Below are 19,324 nucleotides of genomic sequence, written 5' to 3'. Positions count from 1 at the left end.
TTTTAATCTACTTTTTACTGATTTCTTTAATGACAATATCAGATATATCTAATGCTGGTTTTGAATAAACAATTTGCTCTCCATTTAAAACAACATCGTATCCTTCTTCTAAGGCAACGGCGTTAATCACTTCACGTAGTGTTATGAATGCTTTTTGCTGCTCTTCACTTTGACGACGACGTTGATCTTCTTGAAATGCTTTACCTTTTAATTTGTACTCAGATAGTTTAACTTCGATTTTACGTTTTAAACTGGTTACATCCCCCTGCGCCATCATTTCGCCATCGCGTTCAAGTGTCGCCTGCATTTTAGTTATCTCTTTTTCCAATCCTTGTATTTCTTCATAACGCGGTTTGAATTCATTTTCTAATTTTTTTATGGTTTTTTCACGCTGTGGTGACTGTTGTATAATTTTAGTTGGGAACACCACGCCTATTTTTTGTGCTTCTTGCGCCGCATTTGCTGTAGAAAGCGAGACTAATGCAACTGTAAGTGTAACTACTTTAAACAAGGTCTTCATTTTGTAACTCCATAATATAAAAGGTAATGTGTTAATAAAGTTGCTAAACGCTAAACATAGTTAATATACTAATGCTGTTTAACTGCTGGTAATTGTATCTATAAAAAATCAGAATGTTTGACCAATATTAAATGAGAACACCTCCGTAACATCCCCTTCGTACTCTTTTAACGGCAGCGCGAGGGTAAAAATCAGAGGTCCCATCGGCGAGACCCAAGTAATTTGTGTGCCTACTGAAGCACGTATTCTACCTGGTTTTGAGTAATCACCAAAATATTCACAATTATATGAACACCCCATTTGGCTGTAATTATTATAATTAAATTCGGTATCCCATACTTCACCCGCATCAATAAATATACTGCTACGAACTTGCCTTGTATAGGCCTCATCTAAAAATGGCACAGGGAAAATCAACTCTCCACTGAGCGTGTATTTTGCGTTTCCGCCTACCGCGCTATTGGTTAGTGCCATACTACTATTACCAGCATCACTAACATACATAGCGCGAGGACCAACAGTATTACTTGCAAAACCTCGTATCGTACGGTAACCGCCTGCATAGTAATTTTCAAAGAAAGGCAAGATTTGATCATTGCCTTCAAATTGACCATAACCATTCCCATAACCAGCAGAAGCTCTGATCAAGGTAGTCCAATCACCATCATCTGTAATACGTTGATAATTCATAAAATCAAAATTTACTTTGAAGTATTGTAAATCGGAACCTGGGATGGTCACTTTTGTCCACAGTGTATGTTTCATACCTTGTGTCGCTAACTGCCCCTTATCAAGATTGTTTTTTGTCCACTTTAAAGATATATCAAAGTTTTGGAAATCGACCGAACCAGAAGAGTCTAATTGCGAAGCGTAAATCCGCCAGAACTGTTTTAACTGCTCATAGGATTTAAGTTGTGAAATACCGTTGTTTTCCCACCCCAGACTAAACCCTAAACGGTTTGTTTCGTTGACAGGAAATCCGACATCTAAACGCAACCCATAAGTGGTGTTAGTGTAATCGACAATGTTTGCTTGGCCCGCTTCAAATTTATCATAAAAAATTCGCCCGCCGCCGCTCACTCCATCTTTAGTTAAATAAGGGGTGGTATAGTTGATATTTGCACTTAAGCTATATTGGTTAGTTTTCGCTTCAAAACCGACTTTATCACCTGAACCGAGGAAGTTATTTTGCTGAATTCCCGCCGTCAAGCTGAGTCCTGATTCGGTACCAAATCCTACGCCGGCATTAAATGATCCGGAAGCTTGCTCTTCAACGTTAACATTTATATCCACTAAATCATCACTGATTCTTTCAGTCGTCAGATCAACTTTCGAGAAAAAACCTAAACGATTTAAACGTTCCTTAGAGGTTTCAATGCTTTCGCTTGATAACCATCCACCTTCCATTTGCCGCATTTCTCGGCGTAAGACAACATCTTTAGTTGTAGTATTACCTGAAATATTGATGTTGCGAACATACCCACGTTGCCCTGGATCAATGGAGAAATTAACCATTACAGTCTTGCTTTCATCATCAATTTCTGGATAAGTAACTATCTCTGGATAGGCATAACCTAAGCGACCAAAGAATTTGCGAATATTTTGCTCAGTAGCCGCTATGTCTGATGCAGCATAAATATCACCACTTGCAAAAGGGACCAAGGAAGCTATTTCAGCATCATTATCTAAGAGGTTACCGATAAATTTCACATCGCCTATTTTATAGATCCCCCCCTCTTCTACATTAACCGTAACATAAACCGCTTTTTTATTCGGTGTTAATGAAACTTGTGTATCTGCAATTTTGAAACGAATATAACCGCGATCTAAGTAATAACTTTTGATCACTTCTAAATCAGCCGCTAATTTTTGTTTTTGATAGTTATCATCCGCAAAAAAGTCCCACCAGCCACCCGAATCGGCAAGTGTTAATCGTTTTAACAGTTGCTGATCTGAAAAAACGTTATTCCCAATAATATTTATCTGTTCAATTTTTGCCGTCAAGCCTTCATGAAAAACAAACTGAATAGAAGCACGGTTACGAGGTAGGGTTGTAACAATAGTTTCAACTTGGGCGCTATATTTACCGACACTATGGTAAAAGTTTTCTAAATTTTTACCAATACCGGCGAGGGTTGTTCTGTCTAAGGTTTCACCCGCTTGTATTGAGGAAGATTTTAAAGAGTCAAGGATCTGCTCGTCAGTTAATTTTTTGTTACCCACCAAGGTAACATTGCTAATCGTTGCTCGCTCTTTAACTTTAAAGATTAAAACATCACCTTTTCTAACCAATTCGATTGATTCAAAATGGCTGCTGGCATAAAGTTTTTTGATGGCTTTTGACAATTCATAATCATCAACACTATCGCCTTCTCGAATGGGTAAGCTTAACAAGGCAGCGCCTAAAGTAACACGCTGTAAACCTTCAAACTGTAAATCAGAAATCGTAAATGGCTGTGCAGTCGCAAACGCTGGGAAGCAGCCGCCGATTATCAGGGCAGAGGTAAGTAGACATTGCTTAATCATTATATTTATTAATCCTTTCAACACTTATCGTGATTTATGTTTTTTTATTTAGCCCGCTAAGTGCCATTTTGGTCTATGCGCATGTTTTAGCCGATTCGCAAAACGCGACGCGATTAAGGTATCTTTATTCCACTAGGTACGAGTTTATAAGCTTGTAAATACACTTTCAACACAATACGTTAACAACTGCGGATCCGCCGCAATCTATAATAAATTAAAATCGTTAAAAATAGCGAGGGTCATTAGTACCATTAAAATAGCGCCTCCGATTTTAAACCCTACCTCTTGAATTTTTTCCGGAATAGGTTTTCCAGTTAACAACTCGACAAAGTAATAAAGCAGGTGCCCCCCGTCCAACACGGGTAATGGTATTAAATTCATCAAACCTAAATTAACGCTAATTAAGGCTAAAAACCCAAGGAAATAGGCAGCACCGTAATCAGCACTCATGCCTGCGCCTTTAGCAATCGAAACAGGTCCACTTAGGTTTTTAACCGAAATATCCCCGGTGACCAATTTGATTAAGGTATCAAAGGTTAATTTGCTTAACTGTGCCGTTTTTTCAACGCCTTTTATAAAGGCATTAATCGGTGAAAACTGCAATTTAACACGAAATGCTTCTGGATACGGATCAACAACTGGAGCGACGCCAATATAACCTCGAATTATCTCAGCATCCAGAGTCCTTGCTTCGGGTGTTAATTCAATCGTTGTGGCTATTGTGCCTCTTTCAATTTCAAGTTGCAGTGGTTGATTGGCATTTTTCTGGATCAGCTCAACAAATCCCTGCCAATTGCTTAATTTAACACCATCAATAGTACGCAGCTTATCGCCGCTCTGCAGTCCCGCTTTATCACCGGCTCCCCCTTTAACCACATCAGCTACTTCTAGGTGGATCTCCGGCCTATAAGGTAGCAGTCCTAAACCGGTTATAATTGATTCTTTTTTAGGATCAAATTGCCAATTATTCAATGAGACAGTAAAAGTTTTTGTTGGTTCAAGGCGCAGACTATTTTTATCAGCCATTAAGGGTGCAATAGTAATATTGAATCCACTTTCACCCATTTGACTGACCAAAGCCAGATTAAGGGCTTCCCAATCTCCCACCTGTTGATCATTAATCGCGGTCACTTGAAAAAGACCATCACTTTTAATAATACTCATCGGTGTATCACTGACAGTTGTACTTATGATGGGTTTAGCACTTTCCACGCCGATCATATACATCAAAAAGAAGGCAACCACAGCCAATAAAAAATTAGCCAAAGGTCCTGCGGCAACGATAGCTATACGTTGCCAAACTGTTTTCTTATCAAAAGCATAGGGCTCATCACTAGGAGATAAAGGCTCAACACGCCCATCCAACATTTTCACATATCCGCCCAATGGAATGGCTGCAATAGCAAATTCTGTGCCTTGCTTATCTGTATATTTAAAAAGAACTTTACCAAAACCAATGGAAAAACGGTGCACTTTTACACCACAACGTCTGGCTACCCAAAAATGTCCAAATTCATGAATCGCAACCAAAATGCTCAGTGCGACAATGAAGGCACCTAAATTCCATAATGTAGTTAACATAATAAATCTCGTTTAATGATTTGCCGTGCGAGTGCTTTAGACTCACTATCAATTTCTAATAAATGCTCAATCGAGTTAATTGGCTGAGTATCAGTGTTGGTCAATACACGCTCAACCAGCTGTGAAATTTGCGTAAATTTTATCTGCTGATTTAAAAAAGCATCAACGGCCACTTCATTTGCTGCATTCAAGCTGGTAGTTGCTTGCTGCCCTTGGTAGCACGCGTCGATCGCTAATTTCAAGCACGGATAACGGCCAAAATCAGGTTCAGAGAAGTTAAAGTTAACACCCGAAAAAAAGTCTAACGTTGCAGCGCCACTGTCGATCCGCTGGCCACCGCCCATCACATGTGCTATTGGAATGCGCATATCAGGATTACCCATTTGCGCAATCACACTACCGTCTTTATATTGCACCATAGAATGAATGACGGACTGCGGATGAATGACAACTTGCAGCTGCTCACGAGAGGCATTAAATAACCAACGCGCCTCAATATACTCCAGCCCTTTATTCATCATTGTGGCTGAATCAATAGATATTTTTTGGCCCATTGACCAATTGGGATGTTTCACAGCTTGAGCTGCTGTTATTGTTGCAAAATCGCTGAGTTTTTTTTCTAAAAAAGGACCACCGGATCCCGTCAGTAATATTTTTGCAACGCCTTGTCCGTGCAGATCACAAGCGCCAATATTGTTTTGCAGATTTGGCGACAAGGCTTGATAAATAGCATTATGCTCACTATCAACAGGCCATAACTTAGCCCCCGACTTTATCACCGCATCGATAAACAGTGCACCGGACATCACTAATGCCTCTTTGTTGGCAAGAAAAATCTCCTTGCCCGCATTAACGGCCGCTAATGTCGTTGTTAACCCAGCTCCCCCGACGATAGCTGCCATCACACTATCAACTTCATTACTACCCAGTAATTGTAATAACTCAGTTTGATCCTTAAGCAACTGACAAGGCAAAGCGGCCTGTTTTAGGCGTTCAGCTAAAAGTACGCGGCTATTTTTATCGCTCATGGAAACATATAACGGCGAAAACTCTTGGCACAGTAAAAACATTTTATCGACACTACTAGCCGCTGCTAATAAAGTGATTTGATATAAGTCGGGATTCGCACGGCAAACACTTAATGTGCTAGCACCGATTGATCCTGTTGCGCCTAAAATGGCTAATTTTTTCATTTTCTAATTGAGCCAGAAAAGATATAAAACAGCGAAAACAGGGACCGCAGCAGTTAAACTGTCAATCCTGTCTAAAATACCCCCATGGCCTGGTAATAAATTACCACTATCTTTAAGTCCGGCTTCACGCTTGAAAATACTTTCATTCAGATCGCCCAATGCAGACACGAGATTAGTGGCAAAAGCAGCAATAAAGAAGAAAACGATTTTATCTGCGGGAATGGCAAAAAAGAGACTGCCCACAAAAGCCACCAGCAGAGAACTCAACAATCCACCGAGGAAACCTTCAATGGTTTTACCGGGGCTAACATTGGCAGCTAGTTTATGCTTACCAAATTTTTTACCGCAAAAATAGGCGCCTGTATCTGCTGCCCACACCAATAAAAATACAAACATTAATAGTTGTGCACCATAATAAAAATCAAGCTGGATATTCACAGAGCGCAATAACACCATCCCCCAGAAGAAAGGGATCAACGTGAACAAACCACACAAACTCTTGAGTATTTTGCTATTTTGCCAGATAGACGCCGTTTTTGGATAAGTAATGACCATCAACAAGGATAAGCACCACCAACCAGTCGCCATCATCAAACCAGACTGAAGCAGAGGATTGACCTGCCCACTTAGCCAAATCTGCTGCGAGGGCATCAACAGCAGTGTCATGCCAAGTACTGCGGCAAACAGATAAAGCACTAAACTCGATGGTTTCTTAGCCACAAACCCACTCCACTCTTTACTTGCTAATAAAAATAGAGCGGCACAAAAAAGCATAAAAAATTTAAGCGGTAAGAAAAAAATAGCGGCAATTGCCAGTGGCGCTATAATCAAAGCGGTTATAATTCGTTGTTTCACAGAGATGTCCTGTTAAATTCAATGGTAGCTTTCAATTTGACTCAGTATTTTTCAAACTAACTTGCTCACTGGTTTGTCCAAAGCGACGTTCTTTACCCGAAAACAGATCCAGCGCATGCTGAAAAGAGAGGGCATCAAAATCGGGCCATAATACATCGGTAAAATAGAGTTCAGCATAAGCCAGTTGCCATAATAAAAAGTTACTTATTCGGTGATCACCACCAGTACGAATCATTAAATCTACGGCGGGAAGTTTATGCAATGTAATTGCTTTACTTACCAATTCTTCATCGATATCGTTGCAGTCTAACTCACCAGCCGCAACTAATTTTGCTATTTTTTTAGTCGCCTGAGTGATATCCCAACGCCCGCCATAATTAGCGGCAACATTAAGTACTAATCCAGTATTATCTTCGGTCATTTTCTCCGCCTCAAATACCTTTTTTTGTAAACGTGTGCTAAAGCCGGTTAATTCACCAATAATCTTTAATTTAATATTGTGTTTATGCAGTTTTTTGATTTCGCTGCCAAGCACAGTAAAAAACAGTTCCATCAGCATATTCACCTCTTGCGCAGGTCGCTGCCAATTTTCACTACTAAAAGCAAAGATGGTTAATGCTTGAATTCTTTTTTCGCTGGCAAACGCAATTGCTTTACGTAGAGACTTAACACCATGTTTATGTCCAAAAACACGATGCTTTCCTCTCGCTTGTGCCCAACGACCATTACCATCCATTATAATGGCAACATGCTGAGGTATTTTCGTTTGTTGGTTTAACGTTATCACATTCAGCCTTAATAAATAGCACTAATGGCAATACCATCCACCTAGGTGGTGACCATCCACCACCTTGATTTGAAGGGTATTAAACCTCTAACAGCTCTTTTTCTTTTACCGCTAAAAGGTCATCAATCTGCTTAACAAACTCATCAGTTGTTTTTTGAACACCATCTTCACCGACTCTTTGCTCATCTTCGCTGATATCTTTGTCTTTTTCTAATGTTTTCAGGTCATTATTGGCATCACGGCGGATATTACGAATCGCCATCCGGTTATTTTCAGCTTCACCACGTACCACTTTAATCAAATCTTTACGGCGCTCTTCCGTTAATGGTGGTAATGGAATGCGAATAACAGTTCCGGCTGACATCGGATTTAAACCTAGATTTGATCCCATGATCGCTTTTTCAACGGCTTTAATCAGACTCGCATCAAAGACAGTGACTGTTAATGTGCGCGCATCTTCAGTTGAAATATTACCCACTTGACGAAGCGGTGTATTGCTTCCGTAATATGGCACCATAATCCCGTCTAATAAACTAGGGTGTGCACGGCCAGTACGAATTTTTGCAAGTTGGTTTCTAAATGATTCAACAGTTTTGCCCATGCGAGTCTGTGCATCATTTTTTACTTCATTAATCATAACAACTTCCTTAATTTAAATTTTAATATTTTTTTAGTTTATTTCTCTACAGGAGCACAATGTGTGATGGTTGTGCCTTCAGGCTCGCCCGATACCACGCGACTTAATGCGCCCGGCTTATTCATATTAAAGACTCGGATAGGCAGACTGTGATCTCGAGCGAGTGTGAAGGCGGCTAAATCCATCACTTGTAGCTCTTTTTCCAAGACAACTTGGTAATCAATCTCTGCATATAATTTTGCATCCGGATTTTTAATCGGATCAGAATCATAAACCCCATCAACCTTAGTGCCTTTTAATACCGCGTCGGCTTCAATCTCGATACCACGCAGACAAGCAGCGGAATCCGTTGTGAAAAAAGGATTACCCGTACCCGCAGCAAAAATGACAACGGTGCCTAATTTAAGGTGTTTGATCGCCTCAGCCCAGTTATAATCATCGCAAACACCATTTAATGGAATTGCGGACATTAAACGCGAGCTGACATGTGCACGATGCAGTGCATCACGCATTGCCAGACCATTCATTACCGTTGCCAGCATTCCCATATGGTCGCCAACGACACGGTTCATACCTGCTTTAGCTAAACCTGCACCACGGAAAATATTACCACCACCGATAACGAGACCAACTTGCACCCCAGCTTCTATAAGAGACTTTATTTCAAGCGCCATTCGGTCAAGTACTTTAGGGTCAATACCAAAGCCTTCTTCACCGACTAAGGCTTCACCACTTAATTTTAGTAAAATGCGACGATATGCAGACTTAGGATTGGTACTCATAATATTAATTCCTCAATGTAGACGTAATAGTGATTGCATTAAGCAGCTGTTTTATTGTTAAACAATTTATTAAGGAAATCACTATATTCTTAATATAAAAGAACCGCAGTCATGGCCGCGGTTCTTTTTTTGTACAATATGCAAGACTCATTCTTTACTAAAACAATTATTTAGTAGAAGCAGCCATTGTCGCAGCAACTTCAGCAGCGAAATCTTCAACTTTCTTCTCGATGCCTTCACCCACTTCTAAACGGATGAATGACTCAACAGAAGCACTAGCATCTTTAAGAAGCTTAGCAACAGTCATTGAAGGGTCTTTAATAAACGCTTGACCAGTCAGGCTGACTTCGCCAGTGAATTTAGCCATACGACCGGAGACCATTTTTTCAGCGATAGCTTCCGGTTTGCCACTTTCAACAGCAATAGCAAGCTGGATCTCTTTCTCTTTAGCAACTACATCAGCAGGTACATCTGCAGGAGTAACAAACTGAGGAGCGGCAGCTGCAACGTGCATTGCAAGATCTTTAGCCAGTTCCGCATCACCACCTTTAAGTACAGTGATTACACCGATTTTACCACTGTGTACGTAAGCGCCAAGGTTTTCACCTTCAACGATTTGTAAACGACGTACAGAAATATTTTCACCAATTTTAGCAATCAATGTTGCACGTGCATCTTCAACAGTTGAGTTAGCATCGAATGCAAATTGACCTAATGCTTCAATAGATGTAATTTTGTTTGCCAACGCAATATCAGCGACCGCATTAGCGAATGCAAGGAAGCTTTTATCCATTGCCACAAAATCTGTTTCACAGTTAACTTCTGCAATAACAGCAACTGAACCCGTTGTTTTAGCTAGAATAACACCTTCAGCTGCAATACGGCCGGCTTTTTTAGCGGCTTTAACTGCACCTGATTTACGCATATTTTCAATTGCAAGCTCGATGTCACCTTCAGCTTCAACGAGCGCTTTCTTACAATCCATCATACCCGCAGCGGTGCGGTCACGAAGTTCTTTAACTTGCTTAGCTGTAATAGTAATAGCCATTGTCGAATTCCTATTTTTTTCAATTAAAAAGGGGGTCATTAAGACCCCCGATAATCAATCATAGACTGATTAATAAGAGATTTTTAGCTTAGAAGTAATTATTATTCAGTTACTTCTTCAACAAAACCGTCTTCTTCAACTTGTACGATAGCATCTTGCTCACGACCTTCTTTAATCGTTTGCGCAGCGGCTCCTAAGTACAATTTGATAGCACGGATAGCATCATCATTACCAGGAACAACGAAATCGATGTTGTCTGGGCATGAGTTAGTATCAACAATAGAAATAACTGGAATACCGAGGTTATTTGCTTCTTTAATAGCGATGTGCTCGTGATCTGCATCGATAACGAAGATTACATCAGGGATACCGCCCATGTTTTTGATACCACCAAGCGTTTTTTCAAGTTTCTCTAATTCACGAGTACGCATTAGCGCTTCTTTTTTAGTTAACTTGTCAAAAGTGCCGTCTTGGCTTTGAACTTCAAGGTCTTTCAGACGTTTGATCGATTGACGAACTGTTTTCCAGTTAGTCAACATACCACCTAACCAACGGTGATCAACATAAAACTGATCACAGCTAATTGCTGCTTCTTTAACCGCTTCTGAAGCTGCACGTTTAGTGCCAACAAATAGTACTTTACCTTTTTTAGACGCTTTTGCTTCTAAAAAGTTAAGTGCACTGTTGAACATCGGAACCGTTTTTTCAAGGTTAATGATATGAACTTTATTACGCGCACCAAAAATGAAAGGCTTCATTTTTGGATTCCAGTAACGAGTTTGGTGACCGAAGTGAACGCCAGCTTGTAGCATATCGCGCATTGATACATTTGCCATTTGAATTTCCTTAATAGGGGTTAGGCCTCCACACATCCCTAGACTCGACCAATATTCAAACAAATTGAATAACAGGCACCCCGAGCGTGGTGATGATGTGTGTGTGTTTTATATAATTTAAATTTTATAGCGCACTTTCAGAAGATAAAAGGGCTAACAATAAAACCAAATAAGTTAAATGAAATCTGTGACAAAAAATGAAGTCACATTCTCGCTGCGCTTTATACCATAAAACTATTTCTAACTCAACATGTGTACTGTAAAGTAATTATCAAACTGTCAAAAAATGACCTCGGTATTGCGCATTTTCCTCGAGTTTACACTCGCCGTGGTAATGCAAATACCACACAGGTTATTTGTAAGCTTTCGCTTCTGGCGTTTGCTTTAACTTTCTTTGCTGAAGTTTTTCCCTTGACGGCGACTTTACTTTTCTTCTATTTTTGTTCGCCATTCTAGAGATGTTTAGTCGAGAACCTCAATGAGTTTTTAACCTAACTGATTTGATTGGTTTGTAAGCTTTCACTTGGAGGCTAATGGTTAAACATTTGTTGTTGGTCTTCCGCCTTTGACGGTGTGTAGACGATGAGAAACTGAAACGCAGTTTCGCAGTTTGAGGGAGTCCTGCTTCTCAACAGCAAGAAAAAATAGGGTTAAGAGAGTTTTGTTCGTGACACTATGCTGGCGCATAACTCACAATGCCGTTCCGAGACGTTTTTTATTCTTGTACTGCCCAAGCAGTTTTAACATACCACCTCAGACATTACGCCCCTGTACTGGCTGAGGTTAGAGAAAACATCCATGTTTTCCCTTTGCTAAAGCGCTTGTTCAGCACCAGAAAAACGTACGGAAATTTCCGTAGCCGCACTGGTCTGGCACTCTAATATATTGAATTACTTGTACAATAAAAATAGTTTTTCTTTCTTTTTATTGTAAGACACTTTGTTTTACTTATTGAGCATCTAAGGCGCCACGCATTACATTGTAAATGGCCGTATTTTCTACTGTACGCCCGACAAAAGCATGCGAGTTAATACCCCACGAAGCAATTGGAACATCGACATTGGTATGGCTTCCCCATAACCAAGTCACTTCAGGTACCTTACCTACCCCGTTGGATTTTTGAAGCTCTAGCCCCCCGGTTTCATGATCAGCAGTAGCGATAACCATTGTCTCTCCGCTATTTTCAGCCCAAAGAGCAACTGCTTCAACCGTTTTATCAAAGGCAAGAGTTTCATGAATCATGCGTTCTTCATCATTATTATGCCCAGCGAAGTCGATTTGCGAACCTTCTACCATCAGAACAAAACCATTAGGATTTTTCGATAAAATCTCGATTGCAGCATCAGTCATTTCATTAAGCTGCGGGATATCTTGCATTTCATAACTTTTCTGCTCACCTAGCGGTAACACAAAAGGAATTTCGTCTTCACCAAAAATACCTGCAAAGTAGATACCAGTACCGTCATCACTCGCAGGTAAAGCGGCTACCGCAGAGATTAAATCCGTTTTGGTTTTAACCACAGTGTAACCCACTTTAGTTGCTTCAGCGCTAATCACATCCACTCCGTCCACTTGCTTGCTACCACATAGTGTTACGTTAGGTTTCACCACGCCATACATACTTTTAGATAGTGCAGCAAAATCATTTCTGGTTGGACCATGCGCCGCAAAGCTAGCTGGCGTTGCGTGCACACAATGTGACGTTGCGACAATACCTACCGATTTACCTAGGCTTTGTGCATATTCCAAAATAGTTTTCAAATCAGATGCATTACCTGGGTATGCCTGAGAAATAGTACCAGTAAGAACCTTACGTCCAGTCGCCATTGCCGTACCTGCAGAAGCTGAATCCGTGTAGTAGTTACCACCAACATTAGGTAGATCTTCGTAGCCTAATGTATCAGCATTCGCAGTTTTAATTTCACCACGATGTTTACCTGATTCAAGAAATAGCGCCTCTCCTTTATACGCCCTAGTGACTGCAATTTGCCCATACCCCATGCCGTCGCCAATCATCATTATAATGTTTTTTGCTTTTTCAATTTCAATGACATCCACATCATGGCTAGCGCTAGACTCGGAAGCAAGACCTTGGTTGGTAGTCAGGGTCACGGTATATCGACCTAAGCTCTCTGCACTGGCTAATTGCCGTTTAGTCACTGGCATTTGAGTATTATCATCACTCAAAATCACGTCCATCTCACCTGTAGTAGCCCAATCGAAAGAACTCGCAAAGCGACTCCCGTCAGCTGTCAAGTTAGTGGCTACATTTATAGCGGTAATCGTATCGTGACCTGCAACTGCTTTTACTTTGGCAATAGAGAGTGGGATCGCTAACTGCCCGTCACCGAGTGCCGATAAAGAAAATACATATGTGCCCGCTTCTATCTGAGCAGACATTTTACCACCAGGGTAAGTTGTCAGTGATGATACACCTTCAGTTAAAGTAATTGGTTTATTATCTAAAGAGCCATAAACAAGTGGATCAGTGATGCCTTGGTGTACGTTAAAGCTGACTGTCCCCGCTTTTTCAAAGGTCACTTGTACTTGATAATTACCAGCACCAGTATAAGAAAAAACGTCACTTTCCGAAGCAGTCCAATCATTAAACGTACCGACTAAATACATGGATTTAGTCAGATTATCAGCATCGGATGCTGTGATGTTTTGAATTTTTAAGGTTGGATTATTAATACCCTCTGAAGAATCTAAGGTAAAACGATACACTTGGTCTTCATCATTAGCGACTGTAATATTCATATTCTGGTTAGAAAAATCATCGTATTTACGTTGCAGCTCCATCGCTGCATCAAATACCACTTCAGCATTAGCATCTGGGCCAATTGCCAAATCGCGTTCAGCACTCCAATTTGGATCAGATATCTTAAATGAGTAATCACCTGGTTTCATACTAAACAAGGCAATGTATTCTCCATCACCTTGATAATGCAATTGCGCTTCAGGACGAGATGACCAACTATTCATTGAACCTTTAATGTACAAACGACAATCTTTAGCAGCATCTTCTGCTAATTCTGCATCTGTACATTTAAATGGACCTAAATCGATATGCTCCGCAATTGACGGAGTAATTGGTGTCGGTACATAAATAAGCTCACTGTCGTTATTGCAGCCACTCACTGCCGAAACAAGAAGTACGCTCGATAACACTTTAATAACATTCCTAATTTGCATTTTATTTCCTTATATATTGATTTACTGAATAAGTTTCATAATTTAAATAGGTAAAAAAGTTAGTTTAGTTAGTTTTTATTTCGGAGAATAAAGAGTAAAAACATAGTAAATAATCGCCCCATTAATGACATAAAAGATATTCCATCAGTAAATTTACGGACTGTAAAAAGTAAAGTTAATATCAATAAACAACTAATATATTGATTGTTAAACTCTACAATACAGACATGACAAAAATATGAAGATGCGATGACAAAGAAGTTAATAGCAAGAAGAGGAAATGAGCACCCAAACCTTTTAGAAAAAGCAGCCAGAACGTCGATATAAATCGGTAGAAGATCGAATTCGGGGGACATCCAAACCTATTCGGCTAGCGTCTTACCTTCCGTTTACGTTTTCTTGTCTGAGAAATTACTTTAGCAAAGGAAATCATGGATGATTTCATTAGGCTTGGCTCAGCACAGGGATGTGCTGTCCAAGCCGGTGCGTTAAAAAGGAATTGAGCAGTCAAGAATAAAAAAACGTTCGGAACGGCACTGAGAGTTATGCGCCAGCATAGTGTCACGAACAAAACTATCATTACCCTATTTTCTTGCTGTTGAGAAAAAGTAACACGCCGTCAAGGGCGGAATAGCAACAATGAAAGTTACAGCACGCGCTCACAAGCGAAAGCTGACGAGAACTCAAAACGGCATCAACATTACCACGCAGAGCGTGGGAACGAAAAAAACGCATCAGGGCGGAATAGCAACAATGAAAGTTACAGCAAGCGCTCACAAGCAAAAGCTGACGAGAACTCAAAGCGGCATCAACATTACCTCGCAGAACGTGGGAACGAGAAATACCAACAATGAAAGTTACAGCAAGCACTCACAAGCGAAAGCTGACGAGAACTCAAAGCGGCATCAACATTACCTCGCAGAGCGTAGAAACGAAAAATTCACCCCGTGCCCTTTTAATGGGTGGATAATAAAAGACTTTAAGCTTCCAATATACGAATTGAGATAGCAGCTGCTGAGGTGCGGTTATCAACCCCCAATTTCCTATAAATTTGCTCTAGATGTTTATTCACCGTTCGTGGACTCATCGCTAGAATGAGTGAAATTTCCCAACTTGTTTTACCGTAAGAGACCCAATATAAAACTTCTGATTCGCGTTTTGTTATGGGCAGATTATCCTTCAGATCTTGCGGATTTTTTTGCTGCACTTTCTGCACAATACGCAGCAAATGCATATTTTCTTGCTTGTCTTCGTAAAACACCTCTATCGACTCTGAAAAACAATCTATTTTTAAATTCTCAGTAGTATCTGTTTTTAGCCAGATGGCGATTAATCCAGCCATGCTTGCCCAAGGACTTGCATCCCCTTTTGAGCATTGATCAATTAAGGCATGTACATAGGGCGTAGCCCAAGACAAACGGCCCAAGTCACTCACACAAAACATATTTTTGCCTGCATGATCAAGCGCATCTTGCGCACTTAGCGCTAATTTAGCCGTTTCAATATGCCGTTTAATACGCACAATCACTTCATCGGGTGAAATAGGCTTAGTCACATAATCGACACCCCCTGCATCGAAGCCTTTAACAATATCTTCAACATCAGTTAATCCCGTCATAAAAATAATGGGTGTATTAGGGAGTATCAGCTTCAACTTTCGACAGGTTTCAAAACCATCCATTTCCGGCATCATCGCATCCAATAACACAACATCCGGAGGGACTTTTTCAGCAATGGCTAACGCTTGCATACCACTGAGCGCAACTAACGCAGTATATCCCTGACTATTTAGCGCAACATTAAGCATACCCAATGATTCTGGTGAATCATCAACTACTAACACTACATCACGATTTTCATGCGTCATGATTTAACTCACTTAAATATTCAATAATTTTCGGGAAATTACACACTTCAACATAGTTTTTGATTTGCGCTTCAACCTCTTCTGGATAACGGTATTGTGTTTCTATTTCGGCAAATTTATCTTTAAAACCAGAAAGATAACCAATTTCAGCTAAAGCGATTAGCGCTTGATATTGCACCATTGTTGCCAAAGGTCTAGCTTGCTCCTGACGAGTTGGTGCAACTACTTTTACGGTGTTTTTATAATGCCACTGCAGATCCAATAACTGCGCAATTTTCCCCAACAAAGCATCTAAATTAACGGGTTTTGCAATATAACCGTTATGGTAGCCTTCTGCTTGCAAATTATATTCTGCATCACGGGCATTGGCCGACACCATCAGTACTGGCATACCATAATGTGCTTCCCGCAACAGTTTAACCATTGTCCAACCATCCATTTCTGGCATACGCACATCTAATAAAATAAGATCAATATCACGTGTATCCAAAAGCGTGAAACCTGTCTTCGCGCTTTCGGCCTGTAATACTTCAAAGCCAATAGGCGTTAACAACTCATCGATAAGATCGCGTTGATTGCTATCATCATCAACGACTAATACGGTTTGTTTTTTCCCGCTATAGCCAATAGCATGTAATTGAGTAAATTCTGGCTCTTTAGGGTCTTTATGCAATTTAAATAACATAAGCCGAAAATTAAAAGTTGAACCTTGCCCTAATGTGCTAGTTACACTTATTTCGCCTCCCATTAATTCAGCCAACGAACGCGAAATAGTTAATCCCAATCCGGTCCCTGAAATAGCTTGGCTATGTGTCGAGCGGATCTGTTCAAAAGGTTTGAAAATAAGTTCTTGGTCGCTTTTGGAAATACCAACACCGCTATCAATAATACTAAAATGAGCCACTTCACTGCGATATGCAACTTTAAACGTGATCTCTCCCTGCTGCGTATATTTAATCGCATTAGAAATTAAATTAATTAAAATTTGGCGAAAGCGTTGCTTATCTGTAGCTACATAATCGGGAAGATTAGGGCTGGTAATATAATGAAACTTCAACCCTTTTTTGCTGGCCTGCATCTGAAACATATCCACCAGTTGCTGCAAAATCGCTTTTAAATTAAATTCATCTCGCTGCAGATTAACTCGGCCAGCCTCAATTTTTGAAATTTCTAATAGGCCCTCAATCAGATCCGCTAAATGTTCGCCATTACGTTTAACAATCGCTATCGTTTCACGCTGCTTTATGGGTAACGCCTGATCTCGACTGAGCAACTGTGCATAACCGAGTAGTACATTGAGCGGTGTGCGCAATTCATGACTTAACCCTGCCAAGTAACGGCTTTTAGCTTCATTGGCGGCTTCTGCAACCTCTTTTGCGGTTTGCAACGCATCGGCGGTTTTCTCATGAGCCGATATCTCTTTAGCCAGTGCGTTCGTTTGTGATCTTAACTCTTTTAACGCCCGTTGATTACCGCTTCGCGCTAAAATAAAGAGCCAGCTCACCACCCCTATCGTAATCAGTAAAAGAAAGAATATTTTCACGAGAGTACTCGCAAACAGCTGTTTAACAACAGGATCATTAAGCGGAACTTGCAGATGGATTAAATACAAAATGGACGCGCCAATAAAACTCAATGCACAGGTCAGAGCAATAAACTGGCTTAGAGGATTCGTCATTTTACGCAGCAGCTTGGTACTTAAAAAACGAGAGAAAAAGTCATGTGATTGCTGCGAAAGCGTTGCATGAGGACGGCATTGATCTCCGCAGCGCACATCCAAACTACAACATAATGAGCAGATCGCTTTTCCGTAGGCTGGACAAAAAGTCATGTCTTCAGGATCAAAGTCATTTTCACAAATGTGACAGCGCGTTATTACGTTAATCTCACTTTTATCAGCCTCTACTAAATAGAACTTTCCTTTAGTTAACCAAGCGATTAATGGCGCGGTTATAAAAGGCAAAAAACAGGCAACAAATGAAGCCAGCGCTCTTGCTGTTTCGCCATAGAACCCCAGATGCGCAGTCAACCCAGCAAAAGAAGCGATCAACATTGAACCAACACCGACCGGGTTAATATCATATAAGTGTGAGCGTTTAAATTCGATATGCTTAGGACTGAAACCAAGCGGTTTATTAATAATAAGATCAGCAACAACAGAACTTAACCAAGCCAGTACCAGCACCGAATAAACCGATAACATACTGGCAATCGTTTGATAAATACCTAATTCCATTAGCAATAAAGCAATGGCAACATTAAATAGCATCCACACAACTCGCCCAGGATGATTTTGGGTTACGCGAGAAAAAAAGTTTGACCAAGCCAAGGAACCTGCATAAGCATTCGCTACATTAATTTTCAGTTGTGAGATAACCACAAATACGCAAGCAACGGTAAGTGCAATTTGTTTATTTTCAAATACATAGCCATAAGCAAGCTGATACATATGTGCTGGATCACCCGCAAAATCACTGCTAATCCCTTGCTGCAATGCAAAATAGGCTAAAAAAGAGCCTAAAAAAAGTTTTAGTGCACCAAAAATAATCCAACCCGGGCCGCCCGCGATTAATGCAATCCACCAACGCAACGCCCCCTGCTGAGGTTTTTCAGGTAAAAAACGTAAAAAATCAACTTGCTCACCAATTTGCGCCACTAAAGAAAGCAATACAGCGGAGGCCGCACCAAATAGCAATAGGTTAAATGAAGCCCCCTCCTCTGCCGCGGCGCCAGTAAAGCTTAGCCAGCCACTTAATTGGCTATCTGCGTGACTAAAAACAAAAAATAGCGGCAGTAATTGTAGTGCAATCCACAAAGGTTGGCTCCAGACCTGAAACCGACTTATATAGGTAATGCCGTGCGTTACTAATGGCACCACCAGTAAAGCACTTATGATATAGCCGAGCGAAAGAGGTAAATCAAACAGGATCTGTAGCGCCATCGACATGATAGAGGCTTCAAGAGCAAAAAAGATAAAGGTAAAAGAAGCATAGATAAGCGAAGCGATGGTCGAACCAATATAACCAAATCCTGCACCACGGCTAAGTAAGTCTATATCCACGCCATATTTTGCAGCGTAATAACTGATCGGTAAACCCGTGAAAAAAATAATAAAAGTAACCGCTAAAATGGCCCATGCCGAATTTTCAAAGCCATAATTAAGGGTGATAGCCCCACCAATCGCTTCTAATACTAAAAAGGAAATAGTCCCTAATGCGGTTACCGAAATACGGTTTAAGGACCACTTTCTCGCCCGTTTTGCGGTAAAACGCAGAGCGAAATCTTCCATCATCTCGTTAGCCACAAGCTTATTATAGGTTCTACGTGCTTTAATTATTTTCTGATTAGAGATCATAAGATGCGACTTGTTTAATGGAGTTATTAGTGAAATTTCATTCAATTACGGGCAAATATTTATTTATTTTACACTGATAAAGCACGTAATTATATGCGCATATTTGCGTACTTGATTGCGCGCTTTTACGCATTTAATGCTT

The 19,324-nt window shown here is 40.5% G+C and carries 14 protein-coding genes; 1 reads left to right on the top strand and 13 read right to left on the bottom strand.

What is annotated here, in order from left to right; genetic code table 11:
- Positions 1-7: 7 nt before the first annotated feature.
- The 11 genes from KSO91_RS00170 to KSO91_RS00120 form a co-directional block, all read right to left on the bottom strand.
- Positions 8-520: an OmpH/Skp family outer membrane protein gene (locus KSO91_RS00170; protein ID WP_238740118.1), complete on the bottom strand. Its 513-nt coding sequence runs from the start codon at positions 518-520 to the stop codon at positions 8-10.
- A 108-nt stretch (positions 521-628) separates the two neighbouring features.
- Positions 629-3,046 (bottom strand): outer membrane protein assembly factor BamA, encoded by a 2,418-nt coding sequence (bamA, locus tag KSO91_RS00165; RefSeq protein ID WP_238740116.1) that lies wholly within the window; start codon positions 3,044-3,046, stop codon positions 629-631.
- Positions 3,047-3,250: 204 nt separating this feature from the next.
- Positions 3,251-4,627 carry a sigma E protease regulator RseP gene (gene rseP / locus KSO91_RS00160; RefSeq protein WP_238740114.1) on the bottom strand — a complete coding sequence of 459 codons (1,377 nt, stop codon included), beginning with the start codon at positions 4,625-4,627 and terminating at the stop codon, positions 3,251-3,253.
- Positions 4,621-5,820: a 1-deoxy-D-xylulose-5-phosphate reductoisomerase gene (ispC, locus tag KSO91_RS00155; protein WP_238740112.1), complete on the bottom strand. Its 1,200-nt coding sequence runs from the start codon at positions 5,818-5,820 to the stop codon at positions 4,621-4,623. The genes rseP and ispC overlap by 7 nt, the downstream gene beginning before the upstream one ends.
- 3 nt (positions 5,821-5,823) lie before the next feature.
- Positions 5,824-6,675, bottom strand: a complete 852-nt coding sequence (locus KSO91_RS00150) for a phosphatidate cytidylyltransferase (protein ID WP_238740109.1) — start codon at positions 6,673-6,675, stop codon at positions 5,824-5,826.
- Between the two features lie 31 nt (positions 6,676-6,706).
- Positions 6,707-7,462 (bottom strand): polyprenyl diphosphate synthase, encoded by a 756-nt coding sequence (gene uppS, locus KSO91_RS00145; RefSeq protein WP_238740107.1) that lies wholly within the window; start codon positions 7,460-7,462, stop codon positions 6,707-6,709.
- A 79-nt stretch (positions 7,463-7,541) separates the two neighbouring features.
- Positions 7,542-8,099 (bottom strand): ribosome recycling factor, encoded by a 558-nt coding sequence (frr, locus tag KSO91_RS00140; protein ID WP_238740105.1) that lies wholly within the window; start codon positions 8,097-8,099, stop codon positions 7,542-7,544.
- 38 nt (positions 8,100-8,137) lie between these two features.
- Positions 8,138-8,881, bottom strand: a complete 744-nt coding sequence (gene pyrH / locus KSO91_RS00135) for a UMP kinase (protein ID WP_238740103.1) — start codon at positions 8,879-8,881, stop codon at positions 8,138-8,140.
- A gap of 166 nt (positions 8,882-9,047) precedes the next feature.
- Positions 9,048-9,923, bottom strand: coding sequence for a translation elongation factor Ts (gene tsf / locus KSO91_RS00130; RefSeq protein ID WP_238740349.1), 876 nt, complete (start codon positions 9,921-9,923; stop codon positions 9,048-9,050).
- A gap of 107 nt (positions 9,924-10,030) precedes the next feature.
- A complete protein-coding gene (gene rpsB, locus KSO91_RS00125) occupies positions 10,031-10,765 on the bottom strand; it encodes a 30S ribosomal protein S2 (protein WP_238740101.1) in 735 nt (244 codons plus the stop codon).
- A 948-nt stretch (positions 10,766-11,713) separates the two neighbouring features.
- Positions 11,714-13,960 (bottom strand): alkaline phosphatase, encoded by a 2,247-nt coding sequence (locus KSO91_RS00120; RefSeq protein ID WP_238740098.1) that lies wholly within the window; start codon positions 13,958-13,960, stop codon positions 11,714-11,716.
- Positions 13,961-14,599: 639 nt separating this feature from the next.
- Here KSO91_RS00120 and KSO91_RS00115 point away from each other — a divergent pair.
- Positions 14,600-14,968: a hypothetical protein gene (locus KSO91_RS00115; protein ID WP_238740096.1), complete on the top strand. Its 369-nt coding sequence runs from the start codon at positions 14,600-14,602 to the stop codon at positions 14,966-14,968.
- Here the strand turns inward: KSO91_RS00115 and KSO91_RS00110 are convergent.
- Together KSO91_RS00110 and KSO91_RS00105 are read right to left on the bottom strand one after the other, a co-directional pair.
- Complete coding sequence (locus tag KSO91_RS00110) at positions 14,940-15,827, bottom strand: response regulator transcription factor (RefSeq protein ID WP_238740095.1); 888 nt, start codon at positions 15,825-15,827, stop codon at positions 14,940-14,942. The two genes, KSO91_RS00115 and KSO91_RS00110, sit on opposite strands and share 29 nt — an antisense overlap.
- Positions 15,817-19,182, bottom strand: coding sequence for an ATP-binding protein (locus KSO91_RS00105; RefSeq protein WP_238740093.1), 3,366 nt, complete (start codon positions 19,180-19,182; stop codon positions 15,817-15,819). Before KSO91_RS00105 ends, KSO91_RS00110 begins: the two co-directional genes overlap by 11 nt.
- Between the last annotated feature and the right edge of the window lie 142 nt (positions 19,183-19,324).

Source organism: Psychromonas antarctica (assembly GCF_022267535.1).
Classification (GTDB): domain Bacteria; phylum Pseudomonadota; class Gammaproteobacteria; order Enterobacterales; family Psychromonadaceae; genus Psychromonas; species Psychromonas antarctica.
The sequence above is the reverse complement of the archived record's forward strand: the minus strand, read 5'-3'. Positions and strand labels throughout refer to the sequence as shown.